1 protein-coding gene and 1 pseudogene are annotated in these 1497 nt (G+C 57.1%); both read right to left on the bottom strand.

Going from position 1 to position 1497, the window contains the following annotated elements:
* Positions 1-146 precede the first annotated feature (146 nt).
* The gene (locus tag AC1DVH_RS30980) at positions 147-929 is read right to left on the bottom strand and encodes a DeoR/GlpR family DNA-binding transcription regulator (RefSeq protein WP_477756999.1); all 783 of its coding nucleotides are present in this window, start codon (positions 927-929) and stop codon (positions 147-149) included.
* Between the two features lie 298 nt (positions 930-1227).
* Positions 1228-1497, bottom strand: a pseudogene (locus AC1DVH_RS30975) (polyphosphate kinase 2); the annotation flags it as partial.

The following is a 1497-nucleotide window of genomic DNA, read 5'->3' as shown; positions in this document are numbered from 1 at the left end:
TAGACCGCGTTATCGTTCATCGCGAGCAAGCTCGCTCCCACAGGATTTGTACCGTTCCCAAATTCGGCGTCAAACACAAAACCTGTGGGAGCGGGCTTGCCCGCGAAGGGGCCGGAACATTCAATACACCTGCCAGCAAAAAACGCTCAAGCCTGCACCACCTCGATCCCCAACGCCCGGTAGTCCTCGACATTGCCTGACGCCACATGCCGTTCGGTGATCAACGTGTGCACACGGTTACAAGGCGCTACGACAAAGGGCTCCACCGCACCGAGCTTGTCCGCGGTGGTGACGGCAATCACATGGGAAGCACAGTCGAGCATCGCCTGTTTCACCGGTACTTCATCGAAGTGCAGTGAGCTTAAGCCCACCTGCGGGTGAATCGCGCAGACCCCGGTAAACAGCAGATCGGCCTTGATGCCCGCCAGCAGCCGCAGGGTTTCGTGGCCGCTGGCCGACATCGTCGCCGGGTTGAGCTGGCCGCCGGCCAGGATCACCTTGATGCCTTGGTATTCGGACAAGGTAATGGCCGTCATCGGCGACGCGGTGATCGCGGTGATGGCGATGTCCGCCGGCAGCGAACGCGCAATCTGCAAGGTGGTGGTGCCGGAATCGAACACCACGATCTGACCGTCCTGCACCCGTCGCGCGGCCAGTTGCGCCAGATGGGTTTTCACCTCGTCGGTTTCGCTGATCCGGGTGAAATAGTCCTTGCCCGTATCCTTGGGCCGGGGCAACGCCCCGCCGTGCACCCGTTGCACCAGACCAGCGCTGGCCAGCTCCGCCAGATCGCGGCGGATGGTGTCCTCGGACACCGCGAAATGGTGGCTCATCTCCGAGGCCATGACCTTGCCGTCACGTTCTAGGATCAACAGGATTTTTTGCCGGCGCACCGATGGAAGTTCGGCAGCAGAATGGTTGTCGTGCATGTTTTTGCTCGTTTATGCATGTAACTGCGTGTTACACGAGAGTATCTGCAACCCGGAGCAAAAACAACGAACCGGCCAAGTATCATTTTTTTCGATCTTTCAAATCATTACGGCGAATTTTTTATTTTTCTGTGACCTGTTCAAGATGGCGCCGTCACTCATGTTTTGGATGGAAACTTCATGAATATCAATTTTGCCTTTGCGTGCATGATCGTGGTCTCGTTTACGATTGCGCTGGTTCACGCCTGATGGCCTGCAGCAGGAGCCGGCCTGGGCTGGCTCCTGCCCAATGCATCGATCAGAATTTTTCCTGGATGTACTTGTATGGATAGTTCGGCTCCCGGTAGTTACCGGGGTCTTGCCGTTTGGGCAGTTTCACTTTTGCCCGCGGTACTTCCTTATAAGGAATGCTTTTCAGCACATCGCTGATGATGTTCAGCCGCGCCCGCCGCTTGTCATTGGAGTTGGCGACCCGCCAAGGGGCGAATTTGGTGTCGGTGTACTTGAACATGTCGTCCCGGGCACGGGAGTAGTCGTACCAACGGTTGTAGGACTTGAGGTCCATGGG

The sequence above is a fragment of the Pseudomonas sp. P4_C3 genome (genome assembly GCF_056402075.1).
This window is presented reverse-complemented; position numbering and strand designations above follow the sequence as displayed.

What these genes read in the sequence shown, in the direction of transcription:
- AC1DVH_RS30980 (WP_477756999.1), bottom strand. Translation starts at nt 929, where the DNA reads ATGCACGACAACCATTCTGCTGCCGAACTTCCATCGGTGCGCCGGCAA.